Raw genomic sequence first — 25,195 nt, 5'->3', positions numbered from 1 at the left:
CTGAGATTGTGCATGTTTGAACAAGCGCCCAGGGCTGGTTTTGCCCGTCGTTTAGCCGCCATTATTTACGATGTACTGGTGCTGTGTGCAGTAATTATGGCTGCGGCCGGCCTGGCCTTTGCACTGGTGATTGGGCTGGATAAAGCCGGTTTGCTGGATTTATCTGCTTATGAAGACACCGCTGCGTTTTTTGGTCAGGGCCTGCAGCGCTGGCTTTATCTGCTGTACTTATTGTCGGCCGGGGTCGGCTTTTACGCCTATTTCTGGCTACGGGCCGGTCAAACGCTGGGCATGAAAGCCTGGCGCTTATTATTGCTGCAGCAAAATGGCCAGCAACTGACGCCTTCGCAAGCAATTTGCCGGGCTTTACTGGCGTTCGGTGGCCTGGGAAACTTTTGGCTATTTCTGCGCTGGGGCCAAGGTCTGGCATTGCAGGATCAACTGACCAACACCCAGATGGTGCTGATCAGCAAAGAACAAAGCAAGCAGCTGAATTTGTACAAAACAGCACGTTGATAGTGGCTATTGGATGGAGCCACAGCAGTACGGCAGTGGCTCAGACCTTTTTGCGCATCAGCACAATCGCCAGCACAATAAACAACAGGCTTGGCAACACAGCGCCAAGCAAGGGCGGCATCTGATACACCAGCGCCACAGGGCCAAAGACTTCGTTGCTCATGTAAAAAGCAAAACCGGTCAGCACCCCCATGATGCCCCTGGCCGCCATAGTCACGCTACGCAGTGGCCCAAAAATAAAGGACAACGCCATCAACAGCATAGCAATAATGGTGAGTGGTTGCGTTAATTTACGCCAGTAGGCCAGCTCATAGCGGCTGGTGTCCTGCTGATTGGCGCGCAGGTAGTCGAGGTAGTCGCTTAAGCCCCGTAACGACAGCATCTCGGGTTTAATGGTCACCACTCCCAGCTTGTCCGGCGTTAAGGTCGAGCGCCAGCGCTGCTCCTGCCATTGATGTCTCTCTATCCGCTCTTCATGAAAATGCAAACGGCTTACCTGTTGCAGTACCCAGCTATCTTGCTTAAATCTGGCCGACTCGGCATAAATAATAGCTTCCAGCTTTAGCGCGTCGCTAAACTCATAAATCGCCACCCCTGCCAGATCACCGCTGTCTTTCACTTCCTTGATATTGACAAAATCATCGCCGTCTTTGGCCCAAATACCCTGCTGCACCGCAAACAGATTACCACCGGAAATGGCTTTAATCCGCAGCTCACGAGCTGCCCGGTCGGTCGCCGGAGAGCCCCATTCGGCCACCGCCATCACCACCAGCATCATCAGTACCGCGGTTTTCATCACCGAGTTGATGATATTCAAGCGGGATAAGCCGGCTGCCTGCATCACCACCAGTTCGCTGTTGCTGGCCAAAAGCCCTAAGCCAACCAGGCCGCCGATCAAGGCCGCCATCGGGAAAAACATCACCAGATCCCCCGGCATGCTGTACAAACTAAACAGTACGGCATGCAGAGTATCGTAATTACCCCGGCCAATGGCGCGTAACTGATCCAAAAAACGGAATAAACCGGACAGGATCATCAGCACCACCAGCGTCAGGGCGGTGGTAGCCAGAATGGTTTTCCCCAGGTAAATATCCAGAATACGTATCATGCGCTGGCCCCCCGCAGTTGGCGCTGCCAGCGCCGCACCCGCGGATGCTGCTGTGCCAGCAAGGCCAGCCCCATCAATAAAGCACTCAGATGGATCCACCACATACCAAGCCAACCTGGCAGTTGGCCATTTTCCAGTGCCGAACGAGTCACTATCAGCAGCATGTAATACCCCAGGTAAAGCCCAAGTGCGGGCAGTAACTTACCAAACTTGCCCTGGCGCGGGTTCACCCGGCTAAGCGGTACCGCTATCAGTGCCAACAGCACAATGGACAACGGAATAGCAAGCCGCCAGTGCCACTCAGCCAGGGCCTCGGGATCATCCAGTTGTTGCAGCAATTGCGGGGTGGTCAGGCTGCTGAGTTTACGGCGCCGGTGCTCGACTTCCTGCTCACGGATTTGCAACTGGTAGCGGCCAAACTCGATCACTTCAAAAGGTGGCGACTGCAACTGACCGGCATAACGACGGCCCTGCTCCAGCACCAGCATTTGGGCACCACTGGCATCTTCCTGTACGGCACCACTTTGCGCATACACAATGGAATGATGTGGCTTGCCATCACGAATTTCGCTTTGTGCCACAAAGACCCGTGATAATTCACCACTACCGCGGGCAATGTCATGCACAAAGAGCACGGCACGCTCATTGGAGGTTTGCTGAAAACGGCCCGGCACTAAGGAATACAGTCCAACATCGCTTTCTACCCGTTCCAGCACCTGGTACTCACGCTCCATGGACCAGGGGCTAAGCGCCATGCTAACGCTGGCAGCAAGGCCAGCCAGTAGCAAGGACCAACTCAGCACAAAAACACTGATGCGTCGTTCGCTCAGGCCTGTCGCATGCAATACCGTCATTTCACTGTCGGCATAGACACGGCCAAGCGCAATAAAAATACCCAAAAAAGCACTGAGTGGCAGAATAATCAGCGCCAATTGCGGTAGCTTCAGCCCAACCATCGTCAACACCAACTGCCCCGGCAAATCGCCTTCGGAAGCATCGGCCAGAATACGGACAAAACGCTGACTCATGATGATGGTCATCAGGATCAGAAACACGGCCAATTGCGACTTGGCTACTTCTCCAATCAGATAACGAAAAATAATCAAAAAATGCCCCCTGAAAACCGGTCTTTTTGCTGAAACCTCGGCCGTTTTTGAGTAAACTTGGTGTTTATAGCAATTATTATCGACGAAAGCGCCGTAAAATCCGAGCATTTTCTTACTCAGTCTGCATTTTTTCACGGCTGCGGTAGCTTCGAGTCGGTCCAGTTAGAACCAGGAGTCAGCATGGAGTTCAGTGTAAAAAGTGGCAGTCCGGAAAAACAACGCAGTGCCTGCATCGTGGTTGGCGTTTACGAGCCACGCCGTTTGTCTGCCGTTGCCGAGCAGTTGGATAAGATCAGCGAAGGCTATATCAGCAATTTGTTGCGCCGGGGCGACCTGGAAGGCAAGCCAGGCCAAATGCTGCTGCTGCATCATGTACCCAATGTGCTGAGCGAGCGGGTGTTGCTGGTTGGCTGTGGCAAAGAGCGTGAGTTGGACGAGCGCCAGTACAAGCAAATCATTGCCAAAACCATCAGTACTCTGAACGAAACCGGCTCGATGGAAGCAGTGTGCTTTTTATCCGAACTGCATGTCAAAGGCCGCGATATTTACTGGAAAGTACGCCATGCGGTGGAAAGCGCCCAGGACTCGCTCTATGTGTTCGATCAGCTGAAAAGCAAAAAAGACGAAACCCGTCGTCCACTGCGCAAAATCGTCTTTAATGTACCAACCCGCCGCGATCTGGCACTGGGTGAAAAAGCCGTCGAACATGGTCTGGCGGTCGCAGCCGGTGCCAAACTGTGTAAAGACGTCGGCAACATGCCGCCCAATATTTGCACACCCATCTACCTGGCCGAGCAAAGCCAGCAGTTAGCCACGCAGCACAGCAAATTGCAGGTCGAAGTGCTGGGGCCAAATGAGTTGTCTGAGCTTGGCATGAACGCTTATCTGGCGGTGGGTAAAGGCTCGGTCAATGAGCCACGCATGACGGTGATGCGCTACCAGGGCGGCGCCGACAATGCTGCCCCTATTGTGCTGGTAGGCAAAGGCCTGACGTTTGACTCCGGCGGCATCAGCATCAAGCCAGGCGATGGCATGGATGAAATGAAATACGACATGGGCGGTGCTGCGGCGGTGCTGGGCGCGATGAAGTCGCTGTGCGAGCTTGAGCTGCCGTTAAATGTGATCGGCGTGTTGGCCGCGGCGGAAAACATGCCGGATGCCAACGCTTACCGTCCGGGCGATATTCTGACCACCATGTCCGGCCAAACGGTCGAAGTGCTAAACACCGATGCCGAAGGCCGGCTGGTGCTGTGCGATGCACTGACCTATGTTGAGCGCTTTGACCCCGACGTGGTGATTGACGTCGCTACCCTGACCGGCGCCTGCATTATTGCGCTTGGCAAGCATGCTACCGGCCTGCTCAGCAACCACAACCCGCTGGCACACGATTTACTGAATGCCTCGGACAGCAGTGGTGACCGCGCCTGGCGTTTGCCGCTGTGGGATGATTATCAGGAGCAACTGGAAAGTCCTTTCGCCGATTTCAGCAACCTGGGCGGCCGTGCTGCCGGTACCATTACCGCGGCCTGCTTCCTGTCGCGCTTTACCCGCAAGTTCCACTGGGCGCATCTGGATATTGCCGGCACCGCCTGGCGCAGTGGCGGCAAAGACAAAGGCTCTACTGGCCGCCCGGTACCGATGCTCACCCAGTATTTGCTGCACCGCTGTGGTCAGGATCAGGACTAAATGCAAGTACGCTTTTACCAGCTGGCAGAGGATGCTACAGCGCCACAGCCGGATATTCCGGCGCACTGGCAACTGGCCTGCCAGCTGTGCGCCGAAGCGTATCGCCAGCAACAGCGAGTTTTTATCCTGACTGCTAACGAGCAGGATGCCCATGCCCTGGATGAATGGCTGTGGCAATTTGAGCCAGAGCGCTTTATTCCACACAACCTGCCGGGTGAAGGCCCGGCCCGCGGGGCACCGGTTGAAATAAGCTGGCAGCCACCGCGCCAGCAACGGCAGTTGCTGATTAATTTAAGCCGTGAAGTACCGGACTTTGCCCGGCGTTTTGCGCAAGTAATTGAATTTGTTCCGGCCGATGAGCAGTTAAAAGCCGAAGCCAGAACCCGCTATAAACACTATCGTCAGCTTGGCATCACCCCAGAGATGATGTCCGCCAGCTGATTTGCAGGTAAACCGATGGAAAAAACCTTTAACCCAAGTCAAATTGAGCAGGCCATGTACCAGGCCTGGGAAAGCAAAGGCTACTTCAAAGCCTCGGCCGATGATAGCCAGGATAACTACTGCATCATGATCCCACCGCCGAACGTAACCGGCAGTTTGCATATGGGCCATGCGTTCCAGCACACCATTATGGATGCCCTGATCCGCTATCAGCGGATGCAGGGCAAAAACACCCTGTGGCAGGTGGGCACCGATCATGCTGGTATCGCCACTCAGATGGTGGTGGAGCGCAAACTGGCCGCCGAAGGCCAGCCCGATCGCCATGCGCTGGGCCGTGATGCCTTTATCGACAAAATCTGGCAATGGAAGGCCGAGTCTGGCGGTACCATCAGCGATCAGATGCGCCGGCTTGGTAACTCGGTCGATTGGGAGCGCGAGCGTTTTACCATGGATGAGGGCCTGTCCAATGCGGTGCAGGAAGTCTTTGTCCGGCTGTATCAGGACGACCTGATTTACCGCGGCAAACGTTTGGTGAACTGGGATCCCAAGTTGCACACCGCCATTTCTGATCTGGAAGTGGAAAACAAAGACCAGCAAGGCCAGTTCTGGCATCTGCGCTACCCGCTGGCCGATGGCGCTGTCACGGCCGATGGCAAAAACTATCTGGTCGTCGCCACTACACGACCGGAAACCATGTTGGGCGATACCGCGGTAGCGGTTAATCCGGACGACCCGCGTTATCAGGCGCTGATTGGCAAAGAGGTGCTGCTGCCGCTGGTCAATCGCCGCATTCCGATCATTGCCGATGACCACGCCGATATGGAAAAAGGCAGCGGCTGCGTCAAAATCACCCCGGCGCACGATTTTAACGATTACGAAGTCGGTAAACGCCATCAGTTGCCGATGATCAATGTGTTAAGCACAGAGGCCACCATTCTGGCTGCCGGCGAATGCTTTTACAGCAATGGCGAAGTCAACGCTGACCTCAGCGCAGCTATTCCGGCCGAGTTCCAGGGGCTGGATCGCTTTGCCGCCCGCAAAGCCATTGTCGCCGCCTTCGACGTCGCCGGTTTGCTGGAAAAAATCGAAGCCATCACCAATACCCTGCCCTATGGCGATCGCAGCGGCGTGGTGATTGAGCCGCTGCTGACCGATCAGTGGTACGTGCGCACCGCGCCTTTGGCCAAAACCGCCATCGAAGCGGTGGAAAACGGCGACATCCAGTTTGTGCCCAAGCAGTACGAAAACATGTACTACAGCTGGATGCGTGATATTCAGGACTGGTGCATTTCCCGCCAGCTGTGGTGGGGCCATCGTATTCCGGCCTGGTACGACGACAACGGCAAGGTCTATGTTGGCCGCAACGAGCAGGAAGTCCGCAGCCAGCATGGTCTGGACGACAGTGTGACACTGCGCCAGGACGAAGACGTGCTGGATACCTGGTTCAGTTCCGGCCTGTGGACTTTCTCTACCTTAGGCTGGCCGGAGCAAACACCGGAGCTGGCACGTTTTCACCCGACCGATGTGCTGGTGACCGGCTTTGATATCATCTTCTTCTGGGTGGCCCGGATGATTATGATGACCATGCACTTGCTGAAAGACGAGCACGGCAAGCCGCAGGTGCCCTTTAAAACCGTGTACGTCACTGGCCTGATTCGCGATGAGAACGGCGATAAGATGTCCAAGTCCAAAGGCAACGTCATCGATCCGCTGGACTTAATCGACGGCATTGATCTGCAAGCCCTGCTGGCCAAGCGCACCAGCAACCTGATGCAGCCCAAGCTGGCCGAGAAAATCGCCAAGCAAACCCAGACCCAGTTCCCGGAAGGGATCCAGGCCAGTGGCACTGATGCGCTGCGCTTTACCCTGGCGGCGCTGGCTTCGACCGGCCGCGACATCAACTGGGATATGAAGCGACTGGAAGGCTACCGCAACTTCTGCAACAAACTGTGGAATGCCAGCCGCTATGTGCTGATGAATACCGAAGGCCAGGATTGTGGTCAGCAAGGCGGTGCTATGACGCTGTCGCTGGCCGATGAATGGATCCTGACCCAGTACCAGCATACAGTGAAAGCGGTGCGCCAGGCGATGGACAACTACCGCTTTGATTTGGCTGCCCATACCCTGTACGAATTTACCTGGAACCAGTTCTGCGACTGGTACCTGGAGCTGACCAAGCCGGTGCTGCAGCAAGGCGACGAAGCTGCTCAGCGCGGCACCCGCCGTACTTTGGTCAGGGTGCTGGAAAGTCTGCTGCGCTTAATGCACCCTATTATGCCTTTTATGACCGAAACCATCTGGCAGCAAGTCGCACCACTGGCGGGCGTGCAGGGCGACAGCATTATGCTGCAGCCGTACCCCGAGTATCAGGCCGATGACGTCAACGACACGGCATTGCAGGATCTGGAGTGGTTAAAGCAGGTGATCCTGGCAGTACGCACCATTCGTGGCGAGATGAACATCTCCCCGGGCAAGCCGCTGTCGATTTTGCTCCGTCAGCTCAGCAGCGATGAGCTGCGCCGGCTCGAGCAAAACCGCAATTTCCTGCAAGTGATGGCCAAGCTTGACAGCATCACCGTGCTTAGCAGTACCGATACCGCGCCGGCCTGTGCCGTGCAGCAAGTCGGTGCCATGGATGTGCTGATCCCAATGGCCGGCCTGATTGACAAAGACGCCGAACTGGCGCGTCTTGGCAAGTTGCTGGAAAAAGCCAAGCAGGAACTGGCCCGGGTGGATGGCAAACTTGGCAATGAGAAATTTGTCAGCAATGCACCGGAAGCCGTGCTGGAAAAAGAGAAAGCCAAACAGGCCGAGCTGAAACTCAGCCTTGGCAAGCTTGAAGTGCAGATAGAAGAAATCGCTGCTCTTTAACACTTCCGATCACTGAAAGACAACGGCAGCCATGGCTGCCGTTTTTTTACCCTAGGTTTCTGCTGGTATTTTAACCATTGCTTGTGTTATTCTTGCTTGCTCAACTGGTATGACATCAAACCAGCTGGCATGGACGCTTGGCTCCGTATTTCAGCTAAAGGGGACGACATGAAAAAGATGCTCGCACTGCTGCTGACAACTGGCAGTCTTTTTTCAAACAGCCATGCCTCAGATTACCCCATTGTATTAGTGCATGGCTTTCAGCCGGCTCAGCTTGCCACTCGTCCCAATCGCTTTGAAGTGGAGCAGGATGGCAGCCATTACTGGCAAGATTACTGGCTACCCAAAGCCAGTGCCCGTATTGATTGGCCATCGCATGAGCGCATCACTGGCCGTATTGTCAGCGATTATGCCTGGCCTGTCTTGCAACAGTTGTCACGGCAAGGCACCTGTCAAAACGGCTGCATTTTTATCACACACTCCACCGGTGATCTGGTTATGCGCTATCTACTGGATAACCAGGCGTTATGGCTTGAAAACGCCGGCCTGGAACCTTTAAATATAGTGGCGACCCTGGACTTTGCTGGTGCAGGTGGTGGTTCCGAGTTAGGTGATCTGGCTATAAACGTGGCTACAGGCAGCAGTTGGATCGATGCCGCCTTACGCTTTGCTGTGTCGCTTTGGCTGGGCGAAACCCCTTCTCCAGCCAATCTGGGCGTGTTGAATGATTTACGGGTGAATACGGCCCGGCAGTTGGCAGCCTTTCCCGATGCCCGTATTCCCAGGATCCGCATGGTCGCGGCAAGCAATGATTACTTTGGTACCACGGGTTTGTTCCTGCCCGGGACCGATGATGGCGTTGTTGCCAGCCATTCCAGTTGTGGCGCTTCCAGCGTGGCCGCTTTTAACAGCTGCAGCGGCCAGGTAGGTTTTGATGGCAAACTTTCTGCGCAGAGTAAAGCGGTAACCAGCTTTATGCCCTACCACTACCCGATGCTAATGAGTGATAACTACAGCCACAATGGTATCCTGACCGACCGGCAGCGGGGCCAGGTGACACTGGCCAGAGCTTCGGTTAATTTGACCGATCAAACCGATTACGGCTTTGGCAGTGACGATATCAGCGCAGGCTGGTGGATTTTCCGCTCAACTTATCGGGTGGTGCGTGGCTCGGATCAGTTCAGTATGTCCGAGCTGGTATATCAGGAATTACTGGATTGAACAAAGCTCTGTTACTGGCAGTTGGAACCCTCAGCTGCCTGTTATTAGCATGGTGGCTATGGCCAACCGCAGCTATTGCGCCACAAGTATCGGCGACTACAGCCACTAGTCTGACTGAGCAAAGCCTGCCAGCAACAGAGCAGCAAGCAGGCTCCTTGGTCACTAGCTCAGAAACAAGACAGCAGCCAATCCAACATCAGATGCAATGGTTGGCCAGTGCTTATGCCAGTGAAATCAGTATTCCGGCTTATTCACGTCCGCTCACCCCCGATGACAGCCAGTTGCTGGCACCTAATCGGTTTATCGCCCAGCCTGTGCCGCTAAAACATGGTGCCAGTGCCAGTCTGTTTCCCAGCCAATACCGCTTTCTCTACCCGGAGCCCATAGAGATCCAGCTGCACTTACAGGGGTTCAGTGCCCAGACTGCTACGCTTCGTTTGCGGCATGAGTGGACAGGTGAGCTGCTGATCGAGCAAGTCATGCAGCCCACTCACCATGGTTTCCGGTTGCAATTAGCAAACCAACAAAACTGGGATGGTCCTGTCACGGCAGAGGTTCAGTTACAGACAGGCAGCGAACCACTGCTGCTGCGAACCGGCTTTGAAATCAGCGCACCGGTCGCGCAGATCACCGGCATTGCAAACAGCTATGGTGAAGGAGCTGATATGGTGATCCCCGTGCAATTGAATGCAGAGCTGGCCGGACATTACCGGCTAAGAGCCAACCTGTTCGATGCCAAGCGTCAGCCGATAGCAGTGTTAACCGCCAGAGCAGCGCTGCAATCAGGCAGCAATACCTTGCTGCTAAGAGCTCACCGTTCGGTACTGCCCGATACCAACGAATCGTTCTGGCTGACCACTTTCCAACTGGAGCGACTATCGCCAGCGCCAGGTGAGCCCACCCGCTACGGTGACTCGACCGAGCCAGAGTATCAATTGGAGCCTTTTTCGCTGCACCAACTAAGCAACGCGCCCTACCAACCGGATGAACAGGAACAGCAACGACTACGGCTGTTGCAACAACTGGCACAGTAGCAAGCAAGCGTCACTACCTTATAGTTGCTGAGTGTCCATGCATTTACCGGAGCGGTAAGCTGCAATTGTCATCACAATGTCATACACTGCCCTTATTATTCGAGGCTTTGAGCGCAGCCGCAGACTGCGATGCCCTGCAGTTAATAAAGACAGGTAGTGAGTTATGACCAAGCCATCCAAGCACCAACCATTTGACTTATCCGGCGAAGAGCCAGTGGCAAACTTTTCAGCCAACCCTGATTTTTCCGAAGTGCTGGATAAGCGCCTGAACCGACGTCGCTTTTTACAAGGCAGTGTGGCGCTGGCCGTATCCGGCTTTTTGGGTCAAGGCTTGCTCGGCTGCAGCAACCAAAGTGCAGCCCCAGCCCTGTTGCAGCAACCAGCCGGCTTGCTTGGATTTGATGCCATCCCGATCAATCGCTTTGATACTGTCACCGTGCCAGCAGGTTACCGCACGCAGGTATTTTTGCCCTGGGGCACACCGCTCACCGCCGATGCGCCAGCCTACCGCGCCGATGCCAGCCACAGCGCAGCTGATCAGGCCAAACAAATGGGCATGCACCACGATGGCATGCACTTTTTTCCCATTGACTTGAAGCAAGGCGGCCAAAGCTCGGACGAAGGTTTGCTGGTGATGAACCACGAGTACGTCGATCCCAATATTTTGCATACCTTTGGTGGCAAGGGGATCCCGCGCGATCACGAAGAAGTGCACAAAGAGCTGGCTGCGCACGGTGTCTCCGTAGCTCACATCAAAAAACAGGCCGATGGCAACTGGCAATTACTGCAGGATAGCCCGCTGAACCGGCGCATTACCGGCCATACGCCGATGGAATTAACCGGCCCGGTGCGTGGCCATGCCAAAGTAGTCACCAAATACAGCCCGGATGGCACACGCACCCGAGGCACCCTGAATAACTGTGCTCATGGTGTCACCCCTTGGGGCACCTACCTAACCTGCGAAGAAAACTGGGCGCTGCTGTTTGTCAATCATCAGCAACCGATGCCGCGCGAGCATCGCCGCTACAGCATTGCCGATGAACACAGCATTTTGCATTGGGAAACCGCCGGGCGCAGCGACGATGCCATCAGCCGCTTTAACGCCACCCCTTTTGCCGACAAAGCCAGCGACGATTACCGCAACGAGCCGAATAATTTTGGCTGGATTGTCGAAATCGACCCGTTCAAGCCAGACAGCACGCCGGTGAAACACACCGCCATGGGCCGCTTCGCCCATGAAGGATTGATTTTCGCCAAACCAGAAAGCGGCAAACCGCTGGTGGCTTATTCGGGCGACGATGCCCGCTTTGAGTACATTTACAAGTTCGTTTCGGCCAAGCCGTACCATCCGGCCACTGCGGGACCACACTTGCTGGATGAAGGCACCCTCTATGTTGCCCGCTACAACGAAGATGGTAGTGGTGACTGGTTGCCGCTCGACTTGAACGATGCCGATTTTCAGGCCAAAGCCAGGGCCGCCGGCCATGCTTTTGATAGCCAAGCTGATGTGTTACTGAATACCCGGCTGGCGGCCGATATTATGGGTGCTACCAAGATGGACCGGCCTGAATGGGGCGCCGTGCATCCGGTCACCAATGAAGTCTACTTTACCCTGACCAACAACAGCCGCCGTCATAGCCCGGACGCGGCCAACCCGCGTGCCAACAACCACAGCGGCCATATCATCCGTTGGCGTGAAGGTGCAGGCCAGCGCTTTGACTGGGATATTTTCCTGCTGTCGGGCGATGTCTTTACCTATACTCCTCAGCACCAGTTGATGCTGACCGAGCAAAACCATCATGCTTCCCCCGATGGTCTCTGGTTTGATCCAAACGGCTTGCTCTGGATCCAAACCGATATGGCCGGCGCGCAGATGCGCAGTGGCCCCTTTGGCAACAACGCCATGCTGGTGGCTGACGTGAATACCCACACCATCAAGCGCTTTTTGGTTGGCCCGGTCGATTGCGAAGTGACTGGTGTGGTGATGACGCCGGACTGCAAGACCATGTTTGTCAATATCCAGCACCCGGGCGAAGGCTCTGGCCCTTACAGCTTTAGCAGCACCTGGCCGGATCGGCGCACCAACCGCCCCCGATCCGCCACGGTGATCATTACCAAAGAGGATGGTGGCATTATCGGCACTTAAAGCGCTGTCAGAACAGCTGTTTAACGCCCTTCCACCTGGCCGGATCTGGCAAGAAATTTTCACTTGTCAGCCGGCTTTTTTTTGCTATGATTGCCGCGCAAAAAATGGCCTGTGCCAGCTTGTACTTGCGCTGCATCTTTTTCCGGCAACTCGTTGCAGTTCACACCGGATCTTGGCAGGATAGTCCGGTTATTTCATGAGAATTGAGTTGTTTCTCAAAGCCCGCGACTGGAAAGAGCAAGGTTTCATTCCGTGCTCTGGATCCTGCATCCCCAGTTCACGGTTTTTTCGATCTTTTTCCGGCCGCCGGAATCAAATTGAGAGACGTCCTATGTCCATAGAAACCACTGCAGAAGCGTTAGAAGAGGTTGTTGATCCCCTGGCCGCTGCCATAGAAGCAGCTGTGGTTGAACCCAGCGCCATTAGTTTACTGCCACCGCTGGTGGTATTGATTGTTGCGATTTGGCTAAAACGGCCTATTTTTGCGCTGATTATGGGCGCGGTGGCTGGTTTACTGCTTATTTCCCCCAGTGAAAGTCTGTTCAATTTTGCCGAAACCACCGAACGGGTGATGCAGGATGAAACCATTGGCTGGCTGATCCTGGTGGTCGGCGGCTTTGGTGCACTAATCGCTTTGTTGGTGCATACCGGTGGCGCCTTTGCCTTTGGCCGGGTTGCCCAGCAGTATGCCAAGGGCCGCAAGCCTTCGCTACTGATGACCTACTTCCTTGGCATGCTGATCTTTATCGACGATTACCTCAATGCACTGACCGTAGGTGAAACCATGAAGCGCATCACCGATAAATTCAAAGTCTCACGCGAAATGCTGGCCTATGTGGTGGACTCCACCGCTGCGCCGATGTGCGTCATCGTGCCGATTTCGACCTGGGCGGTGTTCTTTGGTGGCTTGCTGGTAGCCAATGGCGTGGCTCCTGACAGCGATCCGAACGGTATTATGACCTACATCTCGGCCATTCCTTACATGCTGTATGCCTGGCTGGCGATGATCATGGTGCCACTGGTGATCTTAGGTGTGGTGCCTTTGCTTGGCCCAATGAAAAAAGCCGAACTGGCTGCCCGCGGTGGTGCCATTCAGCAGGATGCACCACAGCAGGATACTCATACCGGCGATGATTTTGCCATGCAGGCGATGGAAGAAGAGTTTGAACATGCCGATCGCAAGCACGGCAAGCTGATCAACTTTGTGCTGCCGATGGCAATGCTGGTTGGCTTTAGTATCTGGTTTGAAGCCGAGATCTGGCCGGCGCTGATCCTGACTTTTGTGCTGACCCTGCCACTTTATATGGCGCAGCGCCTGATGCCTTTTAACGAAATGATGGATCAGATGATCCACGGCTTTAAGACCATGCTGCCGGCCATTTGCACCGTGATAGCCGCCTTTACCTTTAAAGATGTCTGCGATCAACTGGGCTTGCCGCTGTACGTGATTGAAAACCTGGCGCCTTATATGTCGGCCGAAATGCTGCCGGCACTGGTGTTTGTCGCCATGGCGCTGCTGGCATTCGCCACTGGCTCGTCCTGGGGTATTTTTGCCGTTTCCATTCCTATCGTGATGCCCATTGCGCTGGCAGTGGATGCCAATATTCCATTGGTGATTGGTGCGCTGCTCTCTGCCAGTTCGTTCGGTAGCCAGGCCTGTTTCTACAGCGACTCCACGGTACTGGCCGCACAGGGCTCCGGTTGTGATCTGATGAGCCACGCCCTGACTCAGTTCCCTTATGCCTTAATGGCAGCCATTCTGGCGTTCTTCGGCTTTATTGCGTTGGGAATGTTCTAAGCTCTCCGCAGCCAGCAGCACGAGCTGCTGGCTGCCACTTCATAAAATCACTGTACTATCATAGAATTGTCATAGCGCTTGGGCTGCAAGCTACGGTATTTGTGATAAGCTTACAACACCGCATCGTTTAAGGAAGAATCTATGCTTACCATACTAGCGCGCATCCTCAAAGTACTGAACTCGGAGGCCTCACCCTGGCAAATTGGCTGGGCGGTGGCGCTGGGCCTTTGTGCCGGCCTGTTGCCGTTCGGTTTGCTTACCCTGTTGATCCTGCTGATTGCCTGCTTATTTACTGTCAACCTCTCCACCTTTCTATTGGTGTGGGGCTTTAGCAAAGCCTTATTGTGGCTGCTGGCTGGTCGGCTGGAGCAACTGGGCTGGAGCTTTGGCCAACAAGAGTGGTTGCTGTCGTTACTGAGCAGCAGCGAAACCCTGCAACTGCTGCATTTACACCACAGCCTGACGCTGGGTGGCTTTTTGCTCAGCCTGATTCTGCTTTGGCCAATCGCCTGGGGCAGCACCCGGCTGGTGCTGAAGTACCGCCATGTACTAATGCCACACCTCAGCAAATGGAAGGTGGTGCAGTTGCTAAAAGCCAGTAAGCTGGCACAGCTGTATCAAAAGATGAATTAAAGGAGCGCTGCGATGATCCGTAAATCAGGTTGGTTGATTTTTTTAAGCATTCTTGGTGCTCTGTTTTTATTGATTTATGTGTTTGCTGGCACCGCCATTCGTTTTGGTATGGTGTACAGCCTGGAAAAAGCGGCTGGAGCAGAAGTAAATATCCGCAAAGTCTCGCTCGGGCTCTTTCCACTATCCTTAACCATCGACGACCTCCAGGTCACGGATGCCAAAGCCCCCGAACAAAACCTGGTCAGCTTTGGCCGTGCCAACGCCGAGTTGGAACTTTGGCCTGCCCTGCTTGGCTATTATGTGATCAGCGATTTGTCGGTCGAGCAACTGGCCTATGGCAGCGAGCGCCGTCGCCCCGGTAAGGTGTTTCGTGGTGAGCTGGCCGAAAGCAAAGACTCTGGCTTCGATTTTGCCAGCCTGTTTGCCATTGAGCTGCCAGATGCCGATGAACTGCTGGCCCGGGCCAATTTAACCTCCGTCGCCAAAGGCGAAGCACTCAAACAGCTGGCACAAAGCGAGCAGCAACAAGTGCGGCAATTGCGCGAACAACTGCCAGATAGCGATCGACTGCGCGAGCTGGAGCAGCAAATTAAAGCCCTGATCGATGGCGATATCCGCGATGCGGCCGATTTGGCTGCCAAAACCGAACAACTGCGGCGGTTAAAAGACGAGCTGGAGCAAGACAAAGCCAAAGTTGAGCAGGTGAAAACCGCTCTGCTACAAAGCCGCGAGCAACTGCAAAGCGCGGTGCGTGATTTTCAGCAAGCGACTCAGGCCGACTGGCAGCAAGTGCAGTCGTACGCCAATCTGGCCGATGGCGGCCTGGCGGGTATCAGCCAGTTGCTATTAGGCGATTTGTGGACAGAGCGTTTGCAGCAGCTGTATACCGTTTATCAGTTGGTCGCCCCCTACCTGCCGGAAGGATCACGGCTGGAAGAGCAGCCCGAGCCGATGGAGTTACCGGGTCGGATACTGCCGCTGAAACAGCAGCCCTATCCAAACTTCTGGATTAAAAATGCCAGCATCAGCATGCTGATTGGCGGCGGCAGTGCCGAGCTGCGGGTGCAGGACATCACTGCGCAGCACCAGATTATCGATGCCGCCACCCGCTTTGTGCTGGATGTACAGCAACTGCCGATGCTGCAGCAATTCCGGCTGGATGGCAACTTTGCCATCTTCGACCAGCTGCAATCGGAGGTAAACTGGCAGCTGCAGGGCCTGCAACTGGCCGAGCGGGTATTTGGCGAAGGCGCTACCCGGTTTGGCCTGGAGCACGCCTTGCTAAATTCTGGCGGCGGATTAAACCTAAGCGGTACTGCACTCAGCCAGCAAGCTACAGTGGCTTTGCAAGGCCCTCGCTTTAACAGTGGCGATAACCGTTATGTGCAGCAGCTTACCCAGCTGATGAACCAGCAATCGGAGATCCCGTTTCAGCTACGCGCCGACGGCACCGTGACCCGGCCTAATGTCCGGGTCAGCTCGCCGCTGGATCGTATTGTGGCCGATGCAGTGATGGGCGAAGCCCAGGCCCGCTTTGCCGGCTTCGAGCAGGACTTACGCAGTAAATTCAATGCCAAACTGCCAGATACCGCCGGCGATCAGCAAGCCCTGCTCAGCCTTTTGGACCGCGAACAAGCCAGCACCGAGCAAATGAGCCAGCAGATTGAAACCTTGCTGCAAGCCCAGCTCGGCGACTTACGTGACCGGGCGCTGGACCGCATCCGCGGCCGGATTGGCGGTTAATCAACGACAGGCCCCGATGACTGACAAGGTGTAGTCATTGGGGTTTTGCTTTTAATAAAGGTTAGTTTAAGCAGGCAGGGTTTTGCACGCTCGGTCTGCTATGAGCGATTAGCAGAAATTTAATTGAATTAAGTCCCACATTACCGCATTCCCAAATAATTGCAGGATAGCACCCGCCTGTCTCGCACCGTGTTGGCTTGAAACTGCCGGTGTAGGCCCGCCATCTCTGTAGCAACTCCCAGCATTTAATGCAGCCAGTTCGTCAGAGCGGCCAGTAAAATCAGGAGCGCCAAACGTGTTGGCTCCGTGATGCCATGCGCATTGCTGCCCAGCCCATAAGTACCGCTTTTTTGGTCCCGGAAGCTGACTTCGATTTGCATGCGTTTGCCATAGCAAGTTGCGATTTTATCGGCATAGTTTAGGCACTTTGGCAGGGATGATACCAGCAGCCAAGGCTCTTTGTATTTGCGCTTTTTATCCCGTTTCCTGAGTTTCCAGCCGGTGCCGACCAGCACCGCCTGAGCTTGATAGCAGTTGGCTTTGGTGAGCTCAATGCGCCCCAGGTTATTCGGATTGCAGCGGGCTTTTTTGTACAGCTCCTGCACACTGATAAATTCATCGTGCGTTGGCAATTTCACATGCTGATTGCCGCGAACCCGGCCGATGAAGTGCCAACCGTGCTTGCGTACTTCTTTGAGCCACGGGACTTTAAAGCCTGCATCGGTGACAATCACTGGCTTGCAGTCGCTAGGAAGCATAAGTTTCAGGCGCTTCAGAAACTGGCTGTGTACCCGTGGACTGTTGTAATCATCGGTGGATGCGACCATTTGCAACAAGGTCAGTGAGCGACCTTCCAAGGTGAGGCTGGCTCGTAAAATGTGGTTCTGCTTCTTAGTATCGGCATTGCTCCAATCCACCAGGATGATAGGGTGCTTGCTGTTTGCCAGAATGGCTCTGGTCATCAATGCGTAGATGCAAGGCATTTCAGCCAGGAGCTTGTTGTTGCTTAGCAGCCGGTCTGCCCGTTTGATGCTGTGTTTTTCGCAGCTATCGCTGTCAATGCCCCGCCCAATAGCGGTGACCGTACAGCGCTGATGCTGCAGCAAGCTTTGTGTTGCTGAAAGTAGTGATGAAAATTTGGTCTTATGCATCCGTTCAGGGGTGACAAAAGAGAGAAAATGAGCGAGCATAGTTTTCACATTCATGGCTGTTAGTGGCTTGATTTAGTTTTGGCGAACGATCAGATCGGGAGCGGCCATGAATGCTTCCTTCGCGCCTAACTTTTTGTTTTAACTAGCCCATGTGTGGGGATACCTTAGGCAGCTCACGCTCAGACTAAATATAAAATAGGTACTTCGTTATCTTGCAATTAATATCAGTTAAAAGTTGCTCTTGTTCGTTGTCATCTTAGGAAAATTCATATACTGTTATAATTATATTCTCCGTTTGTTAAAGGACTTTTTTGAGAGGGAGGCGATCATCTCAGTGACTTTGGATGAACTGAAAAGGCTGATAGCTACTGGACAATTAAATATTGATATATCTGACAATATTATTGAAACCGGTGAGTTAACACATAGCTCTGGTACTCTAGCCAATTACTCAATTAAGCATGGTTGGGACATAATAGCTGCTGTAAAATGCGATGAAACTTGGGCCCGCTCTAATATCGAGTTGTTTCAATACATCGAAGCTCAAAATTTCGATGATGCTATGCTGGCAAAGGTTCTCGAGAGCATTCAAACCGAAGATTATCACTGGAATTGGTTTAAAAAGAGTTCCCATTTTACCAGTAATGAATATGAGTGGTTCTTTCTCTTTTCTGACAATCAACCTCAAGGTGCATGCCTAATCTACCACCCGAAGTGTAGCGCTCTTAATCAAGCAAATATTTTCTATGTTGAATTTTTGGCGGTAGCGCCTTGGAATCGAGATTGCTTAGTCCGTCAAAGGGAATATAAAGGTGTTGGATCAATTCTGTTAAAAGCTGCTTTAAAGTACTCTGTTGAAAATCTTGGTCTGATTCCTGGATTCAGCCTCCACTCTCTTCCCCAAGCAAAAGAGTATTATGAAAAGCTTAAGATGATAAATATAGCTCCGATGGATAAAGGGGCTCTTTTATATTTCGAGTTACCTCAATCTGAAGCAAATAAGCTAATGGGGGGAACATGAGTCAAAATATACCAAATGATTGGGATGACTTTGAACTTTTCAAATCAAGTGAGCATTCATCAGGTGTTGCACTCTATGAAAGCTATAAGTCATTGAAAAATCATTTTAGCCATCTTCCTAAGAAAGAACTCGTTGCGCGGGGGTGGATATCATCTGAGAACGATATCGCGTCTCTAACTGATCTGTTTAGAGATATTCATGCAGACCAAACCGGCACGCTCTTTAGGAGGTCTGATTCAGCAAATCTCTCACTTTCTTCAATTTGGTTATCTAAGGTAAAATCTTATGCCAAAGCTAAAATTGCAACTGGATCAATTTCAGATTTCAAGGGCTTATCCAAAGATGAACTCAAGGTGCTGGCTCAACTTAGCCCAGATACAAACATCATAGTTGAATTGCCAAATATTCTTGCAAAGAAAGGCATTGCAATGATTTATTGTAGATCTCTTCCTGGAATGAAAGTCGATGGTGCCGCTCTCAAGTTATCCTCAGGACACCCTGTGATTGGGATTAGCCTTCGTTATTCAAGATTAGACTATTTCTGGTTTACACTGATACATGAGCTATCACATATAAGTCTACATTTAGATATTCTTGAAAATCCAATACTTGATGATTTGGATACTGATGCAGAAAGTGAGATTGAGATCTCTGCGAATAGGTTAGCTAAACAAACGTTTGTTGATCGCAGTGTATGGAGAAATTGTGAGCCTAAATACAATAAAAGTATTGATGCAATAACTAAGTTTTCAGAAAGTATCGGCATTCATCGAAGTATAGTTGCTGGCATGCTTAGAAGAGAATCAGGCAATTATGCATCATATAGCTCTATCGTAAATGAATATGATGTCAGGGAGATTATTTTTAATGGAAATTAAATATGTACCATTCTTAAAAAGCAAACCAAATGAAATACATGCTTTATCAGAAATGGCATCAGACCTCACGCCCCAAATTTGTCCATTTTTTGATTACCCTAAAAAGCAAAATGGTGACACAGAAATAAAAATGGAGAGAACCATCAGTGGACTGGCTAAAAAATTTGGCAAATACCTACAAAAAATAAACAGTTTCTATTTCGATATATACGATATAAATGATGATTTAGAGATCAATGGTAAGCACATTTATGCATTCGTGTTAGAGAAGTTTGCTAGCTTACCAATGATACCTGTTGTCGGAATCGACAGGAGTCATCAACATCAAGCTTCGGTAGTCGAGTTGAAGAAAAATGGGTTAATAGTTAGCGATGTTATCGCTTTTAGAGTAACTCAAGAAGATTTTCAGAACTTTCATGTAGTCAAAAGTGATATCGAAGACATTCTCCATGAAGTTTTTTCGTTATTTGAGGGAATAGATTTAATTTTTGATTGCCGCATTTGTACTAACGCTGATACAAAAAAAATTGCTGGAGAAATCGCAAACTTCTCTGATTGCTTCTGCAAAGAATTCCCAGTTAGAAACATCATAATTTCAGGCTCATCTGTACCAGCTTCTGTCGCGGAAGTACTTTCGCCAAATAGTGAAGATTGCATCCAGAGAATTGAGATAGATATTTATAAGGAAACGCAAAAAATATTGAAAGGAAATACTTTAGTGTTCGGAGATTACACAACAATAAGTCCTGATTATTCAGACGCTGATATCCCACCGCAGCAAATGCAGAATAGAATTACCGCCAGACTAACTTACTCTTTCAATGCACAACACTATTTTATCAGAGGAGGCTCTTTAAAAACCAAGGGAAGAGAACAGTATTTTGATTTGGCGGCTACACTATGTGGAAAGCCTTTTTTTCGCCACGGTAATTCGCCTGGTGATTTATACTTTGAAGAAAAAAGTAAAAGGCAAGGAGACAAGTGTTACGTCAACACTGTAATAAAACCCTCTATAAACTCCCATATGACATACATGGTTCAAAAGATATCAACAAATGGCAGTATCTAGCCTCCTAGTAATAAGAAGATCGCATATATTACTACTCAACTCTGCTTTCTTTTTATTACTTGAGATCAACTGAGCCAGAACATCTCTTGGCTTACGCTGATGTTTAGGCTCCTCAAGAATTGATAGCATTTCACTCTTCCAAAGGGTCAAAAGTGCTAATTCTTTAGAAAAATCAGGGTTTGTTTTTGCACCACGTATATGTCTAAACTTTACCGCCTCATTCTCAGAAAATGCAACTACAATTCCCCAGTAATCAGGGCAAATAGATGTAGCCTTTTCTATATGGTTCACAGTTGTTACAAGCGTTATTTTTCGGAATGAAGAGTTGTAATACTTACTTTGAACAAGTACGCGCTCAACTTTGTCATCTTCTCCTTTGATTTCGTAACAATGAGCTTCACTGTACAGAGCCACTACATCGGCTATGGCGTTCCCATTATAGACTCTCAGCTCTTCGACAATTGCTCGAGGTTTTACTGTTTGAGTCTCGAGTTTGTTAATAAGAGCCTTCCTTATCTCTAAGTCATTTAGACGCATAGTTTTTCCATTTAATTACTCAATAAACATACAATCTAAAAAGTTACAACTAGAATATGTACATTATGAGCGGGCTAGCATATGAGTGGTAATTTTAGCAAATTTAAGGTATTCATCCAATTGAAAGCTATGATCTGAATACCAAGCTCAGCGATAGGCCAAGTCTTCGTCGGCTTAAGGCGTAAAGGGATAAAGCATCGAATTTACAGCTAGAAATCGGGGGCAGATGAAAATAAAATTAAACCCTTTTAAGTGATGCAAAACCGCATCCGTCAACACCATGCTAAGGGCAATTAAAATCCCTCTTGCTCTAGTCGCTTTGCTGCAGCTTTTAAACGACTATATGGCGCGGATGGCGCTTCACAAACCTGTATGAACTGATCAAACTGGGCTGGCGTTAACTCAATAGCTGCCTGCACCTGCAAAATTTGCGGAGCATTAACACGAATAAGCCGAACCATAAACTCGGCTAGGGACGCGCAGCCTGACGCAGCCGCAGTGCGCTCCGCCAGTTGCTTGGTTTCTGCATCCACCCACATTTCTATCCGCTCCAGGGGCCCTGCTGCCATGGCTTTCGCTCCTGTACAAAAAAAGCCTAAACCAGTATAGGATTAAACGGCATATTGCCGCAATTTAATAGCTACTATTCGACCTATCCAGGCAGTAGCGCACGCCATTACTGTGAATGAGTAGCCAGCCACTCTTTCAGTGCGTTATTCATCCGGGTTTGCCAGCCTTTGCCGGTGGCTTTAAAAGCGTTGATGACTTCAGCGTCGAACCGTACTGTGGTCGATATCTTGGGGTTGTCGGATACTGGCCGCCCTCCCCGCTTCATCTTGTCCATGAAACTGGCTGGCAACACTTCTTCAGCAGGCCGGAATCTGGCCAGCTCTTCATCGGATAAATCTTCCCGCAACTCGCCGTCTGGCGTGGTTAATGGTTTATTTGCGGTTGCCATAGGCTTGTACCTCTCGTTTATTCGCCTTGCGAAAGCTGATCACACGAATACCGTCCGTTGTTATGGTAAACACCAGCGCATGTACACGCCCATCTAGTAACCCTAAAGCGGAGTAACGTACTTCGCCGTACTCTTTGCGGTCATCCTGGGCAATTAAGGCTGTCTCGAAATCAAAGTATGCCACGTCATCAAAGGACAAATCGCGCTCTTGAATGTTGCGCTGGTTTTTAGCCGGGTCGTAACTAATACGCAATCGTCGCATCCTGCCGATCTTTTATACGGTTATTGTAGTAACAAAAACACCTCTCTGCAAGCTACTCCATATGCCTGATTCATTCAACCCAGTCTTCGCAAGTAAGCGTAATATCAGCCTTTCAGAGCGTGGGCAAGCTAGTCATAGGAAAATGCACGGGCAGCCGGCAAGGCGGTGGTTACTAACAGCACCGGCAAGGCGATCAGCTGGGTTGCAATGGGCAAACTGGCGGTAAAGTTGATCCAGAAAATGGCCGACCAGCTGACACCAAGTAACAGCAAACTTATCAGGGCACGATGTTGGTTGTTCATGGTTGCTCCACAGTCACAATGAATACGGAGCTCAGTGTAAAACTTGCACAATTGAAAAAGCAGTGTCACTATTGATAAAAATGAGGTCGATAGTGACAACCAATGAAAACCATCGCGATTCTCGCCCACCCCAACAGCATCGCCAGCGATGTGCTGACCTTGCTGGATTATTTTGAGTTTAGCAATGCACTCTGGCGCTTTTTGCAGCCCGAAAGCCAGCAACAGCTGTTTCATGCCTATGTGGTCAGCCCCGACGCCAAGCCGCTGCAACTGCGCCATGGCCTGCAACTAGCCGTGCAGCCCCATGACTGGAGCCAGGCCGATGCCGCTGTTTTTACACCGGGCTATGCGTACGATGCCAAAGGCCTGCAGCAACTGGTTGAGCAGTCCAGCTGTTACTATCCGAAGCTGCCGACCTTGCTGGAACAGGGAGCTATCCTTGCCGCCAGTTGCACCGGCACTTATGCACTGGCCGGCAGCGGTTTGCTCAATCACCGACAAGCCACCAGCAGCTGGTTTTTTAAAGATGTGTTTCAAAGCATGTTCCCACAGGTCCATCTGCAACTGAATAAAGTGCTGGTGCTGGATCAGCAACTGCTGACCGCTGGTGCCACCACCTCACACCACAATTTATGCCTGGCTCTGACTGAAAAACTGGCCGGGGAGCAATTTGCCCGCCAAATGGCGAAACTGATGCTGACCGATCCCAACCGCAGCTCGCAACTGCCTTACATGGATGCCGACCTACTACCCGCCAATCCGGCGTTGGATCCACTGATGAAACAAGCCCGGCGCTATTTGCTGGCCAATTTGGCCGAACCTTTCTCATTACAGCAACTGGCCGATCAGCTGCATCTGACCAAGCGTACCTTGCTGCGCCGCTTTAAAGCAGAACTGCAAGACACCCCGTTAAACTACTTGCAACGTTTGCGCATAGAGCAGGCAAAGCGCCTGCTGGAAACCAGCCGGATGCCAATTGAGCAGGTAGTACTGCAAGTTGGCTACGAAGACGTGAGCTCGTTCCGAAAGTTATTTTTGCAGTACACGGAGCTGACGCCAAGCCAGTACCGGCAAAAGTTTCTGCTTGAACCGAACTGGAACTGTTGTCCACAGGATGCCAGCTAGAGCTCCTCTCACATGTTCAGTATCTGCGAAAAACCAACCTAGCTTGTCAGGCTTGCACAAGAATCCCGCTTCATAGCAAAGCATGGGACTGCTAAGTGGCAGCTAAAAAACCGACAAAAAACATTGCCATCAGCCAGAGTTATGCTATAAATGAAAGCGCTTACATTCAAACTAATCGGTCATTCGAACAGCGTCAAATGCTTTCAGCTGCAAGCTGCATAGAACAATAAGGCCGTAAAGCATTCCCACAGCATGCCATTGCCAGCGGGAACTATTATGATCCAGACAGGGGGAACTTATGGCGACAGCACCGGTGATAATGACCGAAGCTGAGCAGTCAAAACAACCAGGAAATCTGCGTTTTGCACTGACATCACTCACATCTTTATTCTTTATCTGGGGCTTTATTACCTGCCTCAATGATATTTTAATCCCATACTTGCAGCTGTTGTTTGATCTCAGCTACACCCAGGCCATGTTGGTACAATTTTGCTTTTTTGGGGCCTATTTTGTGGTATCGGTGCCAGCAGGCATGCTGGTGGGGCGTATTGGCTATCAGTCGGGTATTGTTACTGGCCTGTTGGTTGCAGGCGCAGGCTGTTTGTTATTCTATCCGGCCGCGTCCATTCAGGTGTATGGGCTGTTTCTATTTGCCCTCTTTGTGCTGGCATCCGGCATTACCATCCTGCAGGTAGCCGCCAACCCCTATGTTAGTGTATTGGGGAGGCCTGAAACGGCTTCGTCACGACTGACTATGACCCAGGCTTTTAATTCATTAGGCACTACTGTTGCCCCTTTCTTTGGTGCCTGGTTGATTTTCTCTGGCATGGATGTCTCGGCCGATGCACAGGTCTCGGAAACCTCGGTCAAGCTGCCTTATCTGCTGCTGGCAGCTACCCTGATTGTGTTGGCCATTATTTTTGCCTGGATCAAGCTCCCAAAGCTTGGCCAGAAAGATCGCAGCAATCCGGTGCACCTGCAGGGCTCTGCCTGGCAGTATCGCCATTTGGTGCTCGGAGCCATCGGCATCTTTGTCTATGTCGGCGCTGAAGTCGGCATCGGCAGCTTTTTAGTCAGCTATCTCACCATGCCACAGATTGGCGGCATGACCGAAGCGCAAGCCGCTCACTACATTGCCTGGTATTTTGGCGGTGCCATGCTGGGCCGCTTTATTGGTGCTGCCGCCATGCAGAAAATTAATGCTGGCAAGGCGCTGGCTTTTAATGCTGTTTGCGCCGTGCTGCTGCTGGCGATCACCATTTTAAGCGAAGGTAAGTTGGCCATGTGGTCTTTACTGCTGGTGGGTCTGTGCAACTCCATTATGTTCCCGACCATTTTTAGCCTGGCTATCCATGGCCTGAAACAGCACACCAGCCAGGGGTCAGGTATTCTGTGTCTGGCCATTGTGGGTGGTGCCGTACTGCCGTTGTTGCAAGGTGTGCTGGCCGACACCTTTGGTGTGCAGCAGGCTTTCCTGCTGCCACTGCTTTGTTATATCTACATCGCCTATTACGGCTTAAAAGGCTGTATCCCCCAATCGACTGCCGAACAATCCTAAGGAGCTAGCATGATTTTTCAATTCACTGCCC

Annotated in this window: 22 protein-coding genes and 1 pseudogene; 15 read left to right on the top strand and 8 right to left on the bottom strand. The window is 51.6% G+C overall.

Annotated features, from left to right (window positions below):
* Positions 1–12 precede the first annotated feature (12 nt).
* Positions 13–516, top strand: a complete 504-nt coding sequence (locus ABC502_RS16480) for an RDD family protein (RefSeq protein ID WP_345916676.1) — start codon at positions 13–15, stop codon at positions 514–516.
* A gap of 40 nt (positions 517–556) precedes the next feature.
* On the opposite strand, the gene lptG is transcribed toward ABC502_RS16480, so the two are convergent.
* Complete coding sequence (gene lptG, locus ABC502_RS16475; RefSeq protein ID WP_330087554.1) at positions 557–1,624, bottom strand: LPS export ABC transporter permease LptG; 1,068 nt, start codon at positions 1,622–1,624, stop codon at positions 557–559.
* Positions 1,621–2,730, bottom strand: a complete 1,110-nt coding sequence (gene lptF, locus ABC502_RS16470; RefSeq protein ID WP_330087553.1) for an LPS export ABC transporter permease LptF — start codon at positions 2,728–2,730, stop codon at positions 1,621–1,623. The genes lptG and lptF overlap by 4 nt, the downstream gene beginning before the upstream one ends.
* A 180-nt stretch (positions 2,731–2,910) precedes the next feature.
* Between lptF and pepA the strand changes: the two genes are divergently transcribed.
* From pepA to ABC502_RS16425, 9 genes are all read left to right on the top strand, one after another.
* Positions 2,911–4,416: a leucyl aminopeptidase gene (gene pepA / locus ABC502_RS16465; protein WP_330129548.1), complete on the top strand. Its 1,506-nt coding sequence runs from the start codon at positions 2,911–2,913 to the stop codon at positions 4,414–4,416.
* The gene (locus ABC502_RS16460) at positions 4,417–4,857 is read left to right on the top strand and encodes a DNA polymerase III subunit chi (protein ID WP_345916675.1); all 441 of its coding nucleotides are present in this window, start codon (positions 4,417–4,419) and stop codon (positions 4,855–4,857) included.
* Positions 4,858–4,872: 15 nt separating this feature from the next.
* Positions 4,873–7,728: a valine--tRNA ligase gene (locus tag ABC502_RS16455; protein ID WP_345916674.1), complete on the top strand. Its 2,856-nt coding sequence runs from the start codon at positions 4,873–4,875 to the stop codon at positions 7,726–7,728.
* Positions 7,729–7,896: 168 nt separating this feature from the next.
* Entirely contained in the window at positions 7,897–8,949 is a 1,053-nt protein-coding gene (locus ABC502_RS16450) for a hypothetical protein (protein ID WP_345916673.1), read from the top strand.
* Positions 8,946–9,983, top strand: coding sequence for a hypothetical protein (locus ABC502_RS16445; RefSeq protein WP_345916672.1), 1,038 nt, complete (start codon positions 8,946–8,948; stop codon positions 9,981–9,983). The genes ABC502_RS16450 and ABC502_RS16445 overlap by 4 nt, the downstream gene beginning before the upstream one ends.
* Before the next feature lie 163 nt (positions 9,984–10,146).
* The gene (locus ABC502_RS16440; protein WP_345916671.1) at positions 10,147–12,129 is read left to right on the top strand and encodes a PhoX family phosphatase; all 1,983 of its coding nucleotides are present in this window, start codon (positions 10,147–10,149) and stop codon (positions 12,127–12,129) included.
* Between the two features lie 403 nt (positions 12,130–12,532).
* The gene (locus tag ABC502_RS16435; RefSeq protein ID WP_345916751.1) at positions 12,533–13,927 is read left to right on the top strand and encodes a Na+/H+ antiporter NhaC family protein; all 1,395 of its coding nucleotides are present in this window, start codon (positions 12,533–12,535) and stop codon (positions 13,925–13,927) included.
* Between the two features lie 141 nt (positions 13,928–14,068).
* Positions 14,069–14,560, top strand: a complete 492-nt coding sequence (locus ABC502_RS16430; RefSeq protein WP_345916670.1) for a TIGR03546 family protein — start codon at positions 14,069–14,071, stop codon at positions 14,558–14,560.
* Between the two features lie 12 nt (positions 14,561–14,572).
* Positions 14,573–16,303, top strand: a complete 1,731-nt coding sequence (locus ABC502_RS16425; RefSeq protein WP_345916669.1) for a TIGR03545 family protein — start codon at positions 14,573–14,575, stop codon at positions 16,301–16,303.
* 146 nt (positions 16,304–16,449) lie between these two features.
* Here the strand turns inward: ABC502_RS16425 and ABC502_RS16420 are convergent.
* Positions 16,450–17,508, bottom strand: a pseudogene (locus ABC502_RS16420) (IS4 family transposase); the annotation flags it as partial.
* A 280-nt stretch (positions 17,509–17,788) separates the two neighbouring features.
* Here ABC502_RS16420 and ABC502_RS16415 point away from each other — a divergent pair.
* The 3 genes from ABC502_RS16415 to ABC502_RS16405 are packed head-to-tail and all read left to right on the top strand — an operon-like array spanning position 17,789 to position 20,422.
* Positions 17,789–18,475: an N-acetyltransferase gene (locus ABC502_RS16415; RefSeq protein WP_345916668.1), complete on the top strand. Its 687-nt coding sequence runs from the start codon at positions 17,789–17,791 to the stop codon at positions 18,473–18,475.
* Positions 18,472–19,353 (top strand): ImmA/IrrE family metallo-endopeptidase, encoded by an 882-nt coding sequence (locus ABC502_RS16410; RefSeq protein ID WP_345916667.1) that lies wholly within the window; start codon positions 18,472–18,474, stop codon positions 19,351–19,353. Before ABC502_RS16415 ends, ABC502_RS16410 begins: the two co-directional genes overlap by 4 nt.
* Positions 19,343–20,422: a hypothetical protein gene (locus tag ABC502_RS16405; protein ID WP_345916666.1), complete on the top strand. Its 1,080-nt coding sequence runs from the start codon at positions 19,343–19,345 to the stop codon at positions 20,420–20,422. The genes ABC502_RS16410 and ABC502_RS16405 overlap by 11 nt, the downstream gene beginning before the upstream one ends.
* On the opposite strand, the gene ABC502_RS16400 is transcribed toward ABC502_RS16405, so the two are convergent.
* The 5 genes from ABC502_RS16400 to ABC502_RS16380 form a co-directional block, all read right to left on the bottom strand.
* On the bottom strand, positions 20,402–20,959 hold the full coding sequence (locus tag ABC502_RS16400; RefSeq protein WP_345916665.1) for a sce7726 family protein: 558 nt from the start codon (positions 20,957–20,959) through the stop codon (positions 20,402–20,404). The two genes, ABC502_RS16405 and ABC502_RS16400, sit on opposite strands and share 21 nt — an antisense overlap.
* 293 nt (positions 20,960–21,252) lie before the next feature.
* Positions 21,253–21,528, bottom strand: a complete 276-nt coding sequence (locus tag ABC502_RS16395; RefSeq protein WP_345916664.1) for a DUF1778 domain-containing protein — start codon at positions 21,526–21,528, stop codon at positions 21,253–21,255.
* A 107-nt stretch (positions 21,529–21,635) separates the two neighbouring features.
* Entirely contained in the window at positions 21,636–21,917 is a 282-nt protein-coding gene (locus ABC502_RS16390) for a BrnA antitoxin family protein (protein WP_345916663.1), read from the bottom strand.
* The gene (locus ABC502_RS16385) at positions 21,901–22,170 is read right to left on the bottom strand and encodes a BrnT family toxin (RefSeq protein WP_345916750.1); all 270 of its coding nucleotides are present in this window, start codon (positions 22,168–22,170) and stop codon (positions 21,901–21,903) included. The genes ABC502_RS16390 and ABC502_RS16385 overlap by 17 nt, the downstream gene beginning before the upstream one ends.
* A gap of 137 nt (positions 22,171–22,307) precedes the next feature.
* Entirely contained in the window at positions 22,308–22,481 is a 174-nt protein-coding gene (locus tag ABC502_RS16380) for a hypothetical protein (RefSeq protein ID WP_345916662.1), read from the bottom strand.
* A 102-nt stretch (positions 22,482–22,583) separates the two neighbouring features.
* Between ABC502_RS16380 and ABC502_RS16375 the strand changes: the two genes are divergently transcribed.
* Positions 22,584–23,606: a helix-turn-helix domain-containing protein gene (locus tag ABC502_RS16375; protein WP_345916661.1), complete on the top strand. Its 1,023-nt coding sequence runs from the start codon at positions 22,584–22,586 to the stop codon at positions 23,604–23,606.
* A 298-nt stretch (positions 23,607–23,904) separates the two neighbouring features.
* Complete coding sequence (locus ABC502_RS16370; protein ID WP_345916660.1) at positions 23,905–25,164, top strand: sugar MFS transporter; 1,260 nt, start codon at positions 23,905–23,907, stop codon at positions 25,162–25,164.
* Positions 25,165–25,195: the final 31 nt, after the last annotated feature.

The organism is Alkalimonas sp. NCh-2, from assembly GCF_039631345.1.
Lineage (GTDB): Bacteria > Pseudomonadota > Gammaproteobacteria > Enterobacterales > Alteromonadaceae > Alkalimonas > Alkalimonas mucilaginosa.
The sequence above is the reverse complement of the archived record's forward strand: the minus strand, read 5'-3'. Positions and strand labels throughout refer to the sequence as shown.

Excerpts from the sequence above, each read along its gene's own strand:
- ABC502_RS16480 (WP_345916676.1), top strand. The coding sequence starts at position 13 with ATGTTTGAACAAGCGCCCAGGGCTGGTTTTGCCCGTCGTTTAGCCGCC.
- lptG (WP_330087554.1), bottom strand. The coding sequence starts at position 1,624 with ATGATACGTATTCTGGATATTTACCTGGGGAAAACCATTCTGGCTACC.
- pepA (WP_330129548.1), top strand. The coding sequence starts at position 2,911 with ATGGAGTTCAGTGTAAAAAGTGGCAGTCCGGAAAAACAACGCAGTGCC.
- ABC502_RS16460 (WP_345916675.1), top strand. The coding sequence starts at position 4,417 with ATGCAAGTACGCTTTTACCAGCTGGCAGAGGATGCTACAGCGCCACAG.
- ABC502_RS16455 (WP_345916674.1), top strand. The coding sequence starts at position 4,873 with ATGGAAAAAACCTTTAACCCAAGTCAAATTGAGCAGGCCATGTACCAG.
- ABC502_RS16450 (WP_345916673.1), top strand. The coding sequence starts at position 7,897 with ATGAAAAAGATGCTCGCACTGCTGCTGACAACTGGCAGTCTTTTTTCA.
- ABC502_RS16440 (WP_345916671.1), top strand. The coding sequence starts at position 10,147 with ATGACCAAGCCATCCAAGCACCAACCATTTGACTTATCCGGCGAAGAG.
- ABC502_RS16430 (WP_345916670.1), top strand. The coding sequence starts at position 14,069 with ATGCTTACCATACTAGCGCGCATCCTCAAAGTACTGAACTCGGAGGCC.
- ABC502_RS16425 (WP_345916669.1), top strand. The coding sequence starts at position 14,573 with ATGATCCGTAAATCAGGTTGGTTGATTTTTTTAAGCATTCTTGGTGCT.
- ABC502_RS16410 (WP_345916667.1), top strand. The coding sequence starts at position 18,472 with ATGAGTCAAAATATACCAAATGATTGGGATGACTTTGAACTTTTCAAA.
- ABC502_RS16405 (WP_345916666.1), top strand. The coding sequence starts at position 19,343 with ATGGAAATTAAATATGTACCATTCTTAAAAAGCAAACCAAATGAAATA.
- ABC502_RS16400 (WP_345916665.1), bottom strand. The coding sequence starts at position 20,959 with ATGCGTCTAAATGACTTAGAGATAAGGAAGGCTCTTATTAACAAACTC.
- ABC502_RS16395 (WP_345916664.1), bottom strand. The coding sequence starts at position 21,528 with ATGGCAGCAGGGCCCCTGGAGCGGATAGAAATGTGGGTGGATGCAGAA.
- ABC502_RS16390 (WP_345916663.1), bottom strand. The coding sequence starts at position 21,917 with ATGGCAACCGCAAATAAACCATTAACCACGCCAGACGGCGAGTTGCGG.
- ABC502_RS16380 (WP_345916662.1), bottom strand. The coding sequence starts at position 22,481 with ATGAACAACCAACATCGTGCCCTGATAAGTTTGCTGTTACTTGGTGTC.
- ABC502_RS16375 (WP_345916661.1), top strand. The coding sequence starts at position 22,584 with ATGAAAACCATCGCGATTCTCGCCCACCCCAACAGCATCGCCAGCGAT.
- ABC502_RS16370 (WP_345916660.1), top strand. The coding sequence starts at position 23,905 with ATGGCGACAGCACCGGTGATAATGACCGAAGCTGAGCAGTCAAAACAA.